Genomic DNA, 6,870 nt, shown 5'->3' with positions numbered 1-6,870 from the left:
TGGAGCCCGGACACGACTATGTGGTTGTCGCCAGAAGGGATGTGCTCGGCGCGTCCTTCGAAACCTTGAAGGCCGGTCTGAAGGACCGGATCGCGACGCGGCAGAAACAAAAGCAGCAGCGCCCTGCTGCTCCCGGGAAAGAGTGATGGAAAACAACCGCAATTATTTCGTGGCGATCGCACTGTCCGTGCTGATCCTCGTCGCGTGGCAGTTCCTCTATGTGAACCCCAAGCTGGACAAGGACCGCGCCGCGCTGGAAGCGCAGCAGGCCACCCAGACGCAGCAGACGACGACGGCCGCCGACGGCACCGCAACGACGACGACCGCGACCAACGGCACCCTGCCGGGCGGCGCGGCCACGGGCACGACGACCGAGACGCGCGACGCCGCGATCGCCAAGTCCGCCCGCGTCGAGATCGACACGCCCTCGCTCGCCGGCTCGATCAACCTGACCGGTGCCCGCTTCGACGACCTGAAGCTCAAGGAATTCCACGAGACCGTCGATAAGACGAGCCCGATCATCACGCTTCTGAGCCCCGCCGAGACCGAGCACGGCTATTTCGCCGAAGTCGGCTATGTCGGCAGCGACGCGACGGGCACCGTTCCCGGCCCGCAGACCGTCTGGACGCAGGACGGCACCGGCAAGCTGACGCAGACGACACCCGTGAAGCTCACCTTCACCAATGACAAGGGCGTCGTCTTCACCCGCACCATCTCGGTCGACGAACATTACATGTTCACCATCGACGACAGCATCGAGAACCGCACGCAAGCCGCCATCGCGCTCTCGCCCTACGGCCGCACGACGCGCTTCTTCAAGCCCTCGACACCCTCAGTCTACGTGCTGCACGAAGGCTTCATCGGCGTGCTCGGCGATCTCGGCCTGCACGAGGTGAAGTACAAGACGACCGAGGAAGACACGACCGTCGCACCAGGCAAGGCGACCGGCGGCTGGCTCGGCATCACCGACAAGTACTGGGCGACCGCGCTCGTGCCGCCGCAGGCCACTCCCTACGACACGCGCTTCTCCTACTTCACCGACGGCCGCCCGCGCTACCAGGCAGACTACCGCCAGGACGACATCACCATCGCGCCCGGCCAAAAGACCGACGTCAAGAACCTGCTCTTCGGCGGTGCCAAGGAAGTGCCCGTCATCGACCAGTACAAGACGTCCCTGTCGATCCCGCATTTCGACCTGATGATCGACTGGGGCTGGTTCTGGTTCTTCACCAAGCCGATGTTCCAGCTGATGGACTTCTTCTTCCGTTATTTCGGTAATTTCGGCATCGCGATCCTGATCACCACGATCGTCGTGAAGGGCCTGTTCTTCCCGCTCGCCAGCAAGCAGTACGCTTCCATGGCGAACATGAAGAAGATGCAGCCGAAGATGGAAGAGCTGAAGGCCAAGCACGGCGACGACCGCATGGCGCTGCAGCAGGCCACGATGCAGCTCTACAAGGAAGAGAAGATCAATCCGCTGGCCGGCTGCTGGCCGATCCTCCTGCAGATCCCGGTCTTCTTCGCGCTCTACAAGGTGATCTACGTCACCATCGAAATGCGCCATGCTCCGTTCTTCGGCTGGATTCACGACCTGTCCGCGCCCGATCCGACGTCGTTGTTCAACCTCTTCGGCCTTCTGCCCTACGACGTGCCGCACTTCCTGATGATCGGCGTCTGGCCGCTCATCATGGGTGTCACCATGTTCCTGCAGATGCGCATGAACCCGACGCCGCCGGATCCGACCCAGGCGATGATCTTCACCTGGATGCCGCTGATCTTCACCTTCATGCTGGCGACCTTCCCGGCCGGCCTGGTGATCTACTGGGCCTGGAACAACACGCTCTCGATCATCCAGCAGGGTATCATCATGAAGCGCCACGGCGTGAAGATCGAGCTCTTCGACAATCTCAAGGGATTGTTCGGCAAGAAAACCAAACCATCGTCCTGACGCTTTCAGGATTGAGAGACACGGACCCCGGCCATGTGCCGGGGTTTTGTTTTTAAAGGCCTTCTGCCAGGCCCGCTTGCGACATCGCCTCGTCGCTGGCATGGGAGCAGCGCGGGCGCTTCCCTGTCATGCTCGCGACAATTCCTTTTCCGCGAGCGTCCCATGTCCTCCGCCTCCACCCTTCCGGCCACGCCCAGCCTTCCGGAAAGCCGGGGCCAGGGTTTTGGCGCGGCTCTGGTGCTGGGCGCGGCCGTTGCTTGGAGCTTCGGTGGCACGCTGGCGCGTTTCCTGCATATCGAGGACGGCTGGACGGTCGTCTTCTGGCGTTCGCTCTTCGCCGCCCTGTTCCTCCTCGGCTTCATGCTGGTGCGCGACGGGCCGCGCGGCACCGTGCAGCTCTTCAAGGGCATGGGGCTTGCCGGCATTGCTGTCGGCATCTGTTTTGCCACCGCCTCTACCTCCTTCATCCTGGCGCTCGCCTATACGACCGTCGCCAATGTCATGCTGATCCAGGCCGGCGTGCCGCTGATCGCCGCCCTGATGGCCTGGATGCTGTTTCGCGAAAAGATCGCCACACATACCTGGGTCGCCATCGCCGCCGTGATCGGCGGCGTCGCGATCATGGTGTCGGAATCGCTGGGCGGCGGCAGCTCGATGATCGGTGATGCTCTCGCCCTCCTCATCGCCTTCGCCTTTGCCACCGCGACGATCATCACCCGCCGCTTCGCCCATGTGCGCATGACGCCGGCGGTCTTCCTCGGCACCGTCATCGCCGGCACGACGGCGGCAAGCCAGGCTTCCGGCTTTGCCATCACGGCCGGCGAACTCGGCATCCTCGTCGTCTTCGGTGCACTGAATTTCGGCCTCGGCCTCGCGCTCTTCGTCACCGGCGCGCGCCTCATCCCGTCCGCGCTCGCCGCCCTGCTCGGCACCGCCGAGACGGTGCTGGGGCCGCTCTGGGTGGCACTCATCCATGGCGAAATCCCGAGCCCCTATACGGTCATCGGCGGCATCATCGTGCTGACGGCCCTCATCTGCTATCTCGGCGTCGAACTCTGGCGGCAGCGCCGCGCTTGACTTTCGCGGCCAAAACCCGGAAGCCGGGGGCCTGACAAAAAAGGCCGAAACCATGACCGAGACGACCTCACCGGGCGACAAGCCGCTGTTCGGCAGGCCGTGGATCTTCATCCGCGGCGTGCCGGCCATGAAATTCCTGCCGCCCGAGGGCCCGCCGGAGATCGCCTTTGCCGGCCGCTCGAATGTCGGCAAGTCGTCGCTGATCAATGCGCTGGTCGGCCACAAGGGCCTCGCCCGCACCTCCAACACGCCCGGCCGCACGCAGGAACTCAACTATTTCGTGCCCGACGGCTATTCCGGTGCAGAGGACGACATGCCACCGATGGCGCTCGTCGACATGCCCGGCTACGGCTATGCGCAGGCACCAAAGGACCATGTCGATGCCTGGACCAAGCTGGTCTTCGATTATCTGCGTGGCCGCTCCACGCTGAAGCGCGTCTATGTGCTGATCGATAGCCGCCACGGCATCAAGAAGAACGACGAAGAAGTGCTGACCCTGCTCGACAAGGCCGCCGTCTCCTATCAGGTCGTGCTGACCAAGACCGACAAGATCAAGGATGCCGGCGTGCCGCGCCTGATCGAAGAAACCCGGCTGAAGATCGTCAAGCGCCCTGCCGCCTACCCGGAGGTGCTGTCCACCTCCTCGGAAAAGGGGCGCGGCCTCGACGAACTGCGCAACGCCATCCTGACGGCCATTGAACGTTAAAAAGACGGCGCACAGGAAAAAGGCCGCCGGAAGACCGGCGGCCAGGGCTGGCGAGGGGCTGGTATCCCGCGCGGGTTCATGAACGACGCGGGACCTTGAGGCTCAGGCCTTCGGCAGCAGAACCTTGTCGATGACATGGATGACGCCGTTCGACTGCTTGACGTCGGCAATCGTCACGGTCGCGACACCGCCCGTCTCGTCGGTCAGCGTGATCTTGTCACCATCCATCTTCGCCGTCAGCGTGCAGCCGCCGACCGTCTTGACCGGGTGCGCACCGCCATCGTCCTTGATCATCTTGCCGATCGCATCCGACATCGCATCGGCCGCCACGACATGGCAGGTCAGCACCTTGGTGAGCTGGTCCTTGTTCTCCGGCTTCAGCAACGTATCGACCGTACCCGCCGGCAGCGCCTCGAAGGCTTCATTGGTCGGCGCGAAGACCGTGAACGGGCCCTTGCCGGAAAGCGTTTCGACGAGGCCAGCAGCCTTAACGGCAGCGACCAGCGTCGTGTGATCCTTCGAATTGACGGCGTTTTCGACGATGTTCTTTTCGGCATACATCGGCGCCCCGCCGACCATCGGGTTTTCGGCATGGGCGGCAAAAGCACCGAGCGTGAAGACCGTGGCGAGGGCGGCGGTGCGGAGCGTGAAACGGATCATGGCGGGATTGTCCTTCTTTTCGGCCCGCGACATGCGGGACCTCCCTGTTGCGATGCCCATGGGGCAATCCTTGCGAGCAACGGGACCTTTCGAAAAAGAGTTTCAGGCGGGACGATCTTTTTTATAGAGACCTGATTTTACAACAAAAAAGCCGCGCAGAGCGCGGCTTGCGTGAGACAATCCTTTAGGATCTCACTCGAACCGGGCGGCCCCCGAGGCGATGACCGGGCCGGTCGCGCTTCCCGTCGGCGAACCGCCGAAAGGCTCGACGCTGACGGCCAGCACGGCCCCCTGCACGAGACGGCCGCGCATAACGGCGGGAACGGCCAGTTCCCCCTCGCCCGTCTGCGGCAGCACCCCGAGCGAGACCGGCGATTTGCCCTCCTCGACGAGCCACAGCTCCAGCGACTTTTCCTTCTGCTTGCCGGCGGCGACGGGCGTGATGCGCAGCGCGCCATTGGCCTCGTCGTAGCGGGCGACGAGATTGATGGCCGCGTTCTCGCCCGCGAGGTCCGCCACCAGCCGGCCGCTGCTCATCGGGCGCGGCGCCATCAGCGTGCTCATCGACAGTGCGAGGCCGACGGACGTCACCAGCGAGGCAAGGGCAAGTGAACGCCACAACGCCAACGAATTCCAGAAGCCGCCGGCCACCTTGCCGGAAAAGGCCGCATCCGGCGGCGCGGTGCCCAGGATACGCTGCTCGATGGCGGAATAGGCGCGCGGCGGCGGTTGCAGCGCCTCGTAATCGTCGTTGAAGGTCGAGAGGTTTTCCTCCCAGCGGTTCACCATGGCGGCAAACTGGCGGTCCTTGGCAAGCCGCGCCTCCACCTTGCGGCGGTCTTCGGCCGAAAGCACCCCGAGCACATATTCGCCGGCGATCACCTCGTCACGGCGGGGGTCTCTCATCTCTTTGTCGGACGCCGTCATCGGCTCATGCACTCTCTCAGTTTCAACAGGCTTCGACGAAGCCAGGTTCGCATCGTGTTCAAGGGCACGCCATGGATGTCGGCAAGCTCTTCGTAGCTCAGACCCTCTATATAGGCACGCCGAACCGCCAATGCCCGGTCGGGCTCCAGCGTTTCCATGCAGCCATCGATCCGGCGGCCCTCCGACCTCAGCACAACCGCCTCCTCCGGCGTCATGAGCGGGTCGGCGATATCATAGGCCGCATCGATATCCGATGCCACCGGTCTTCGCGCCCTGACGAGATCGATTGCCTGATTTCGCGCAATCGCCGCGAGCCATGCCATCGGGTTGGTCTCGCTTTCCACATAGCGGTCGGCGCGCTGCCAGATTTTCACATAGACGTCCTGCAATGCCTCTTCCGCCTCGCTTCTATCCCTGAGGATACGGAAACAGATGCCGAAAAGTTTCGACGCGCTTTTTTCATAGAGCACGGAAAACGCCTTGCGGTCCTTCAGGGACACGCGGCCGATCAGGTAGGATATGTCATTGCCGGCCACATGCGGCTCCCGTTGCTTGGGGCGAAGTCTTTTTCTGGCCCTACGCAGCAATGTGGCCGGCGGATCATTCCATCGTCACAAAACATGCGTTAAACAGGCGCCCATCCAATCCGACGAGGCCGCCATGTCCCTATCCGAAAGCGAAACCCAAGCCCGCCTTCTCGCCCAGGCCCTGCCCTATATGCAGCGCTACGAGAACAAGACAATCGTGGTGAAATACGGCGGCCACGCCATGGGCAATCCGGAACTCGGCAAGGCTTTCGCCAGCGATATCGCGCTTTTGAAGCAGTCGGGCGTCAACCCGATCGTCGTGCATGGCGGCGGCCCGCAGATCGGCGCGATGCTGAGCAAGATGGGCATCGAATCGAAGTTCGAAGGGGGCCTGCGCGTCACCGACCAGAAGACGGTCGAGATCGTCGAGATGGTGCTGGCCGGTTCGATCAACAAGGAGATCGTCGCGCTGATCAACCAGACGGGCGAATGGGCGATCGGCCTGTGCGGCAAGGACGGCAACATGGTCTTCGCCGAAAAGGCCAAGAAGACCGTCGTCGATCCCGACAGCAATATAGAGCGCATCCTCGACCTGGGCTTCGTCGGCGAGGTGGTGGAAGTCGACCGCACGCTGATCGACCTGCTCGCCAAGTCCGAGATGATCCCGGTCATTGCCCCGGTCGCGCCCGGCCGCGACGGCCATACCTACAACATCAATGCCGACACCTTCGCCGGCGCCATCGCCGGCGCGCTGAACGCCACGCGCCTGCTGTTCCTGACGGATGTTCCCGGCGTGCTCGACAAAAACGGTCAGCTCATCAAGGAATTGTCGGTCGCCCAGGCGCGCGAACTCATCAAGGACGGCACGATCTCCGGCGGCATGATCCCGAAGGTCGAGACCTGCATCGGCGCCATCAAGGCCGGCGTGCAGGGCGTCGTCATCCTGAATGGCAAGACCGCCCATTCCGTGCTGCTGGAAATTTTCACCGAACACGGCGCGGGCACGCTCATCGTGCCCTGAGACG

At 63.3% G+C, this 6,870-nt stretch carries 7 protein-coding genes; 4 read left to right on the top strand and 3 right to left on the bottom strand.

Going from position 1 to position 6,870, the window contains the following annotated elements:
* The first annotated feature begins 145 nt into the window (after positions 1-145).
* From yidC to yihA, 3 genes are all read left to right on the top strand, one after another.
* On the top strand, positions 146-1,948 hold the full coding sequence (yidC, locus tag ACOZKU_RS08120; protein WP_314090310.1) for a membrane protein insertase YidC: 1,803 nt from the start codon (positions 146-148) through the stop codon (positions 1,946-1,948).
* Between the two features lie 162 nt (positions 1,949-2,110).
* Complete coding sequence (locus ACOZKU_RS08115) at positions 2,111-3,025, top strand: DMT family transporter (RefSeq protein WP_421578442.1); 915 nt, start codon at positions 2,111-2,113, stop codon at positions 3,023-3,025.
* 52 nt (positions 3,026-3,077) lie between these two features.
* Positions 3,078-3,731: a ribosome biogenesis GTP-binding protein YihA/YsxC gene (yihA, locus tag ACOZKU_RS08110; RefSeq protein ID WP_421578441.1), complete on the top strand. Its 654-nt coding sequence runs from the start codon at positions 3,078-3,080 to the stop codon at positions 3,729-3,731.
* Between the two features lie 102 nt (positions 3,732-3,833).
* Here the strand turns inward: yihA and ACOZKU_RS08105 are convergent, their stop codons facing one another.
* The 3 genes from ACOZKU_RS08105 to ACOZKU_RS08095 form a co-directional block, all read right to left on the bottom strand.
* Positions 3,834-4,391 carry a fasciclin domain-containing protein gene (locus ACOZKU_RS08105; protein WP_314091037.1) on the bottom strand — a complete coding sequence of 186 codons (558 nt, stop codon included), beginning with the start codon at positions 4,389-4,391 and terminating at the stop codon, positions 3,834-3,836.
* 192 nt (positions 4,392-4,583) lie between these two features.
* Positions 4,584-5,318, bottom strand: coding sequence for an anti-sigma factor (locus ACOZKU_RS08100; protein ID WP_421578440.1), 735 nt, complete (start codon positions 5,316-5,318; stop codon positions 4,584-4,586).
* Positions 5,315-5,854: a sigma-70 family RNA polymerase sigma factor gene (locus ACOZKU_RS08095; protein ID WP_421578439.1), complete on the bottom strand. Its 540-nt coding sequence runs from the start codon at positions 5,852-5,854 to the stop codon at positions 5,315-5,317. Before ACOZKU_RS08095 ends, ACOZKU_RS08100 begins: the two co-directional genes overlap by 4 nt.
* Positions 5,855-5,978: 124 nt before the next feature.
* Here ACOZKU_RS08095 and argB point away from each other — a divergent pair, with 124 nt between their 5' ends.
* Positions 5,979-6,866 carry an acetylglutamate kinase gene (gene argB / locus ACOZKU_RS08090; RefSeq protein ID WP_421578438.1) on the top strand — a complete coding sequence of 296 codons (888 nt, stop codon included), beginning with the start codon at positions 5,979-5,981 and terminating at the stop codon, positions 6,864-6,866.
* Positions 6,867-6,870 lie beyond the last annotated feature (4 nt).

Source organism: Shinella sp. M31, from assembly GCF_049199205.1.
GTDB lineage: Bacteria > Pseudomonadota > Alphaproteobacteria > Rhizobiales > Rhizobiaceae > Shinella.
Note: the sequence above shows the minus strand (reverse complement) of the source record. Positions and strands in the feature narration are given on the sequence as shown.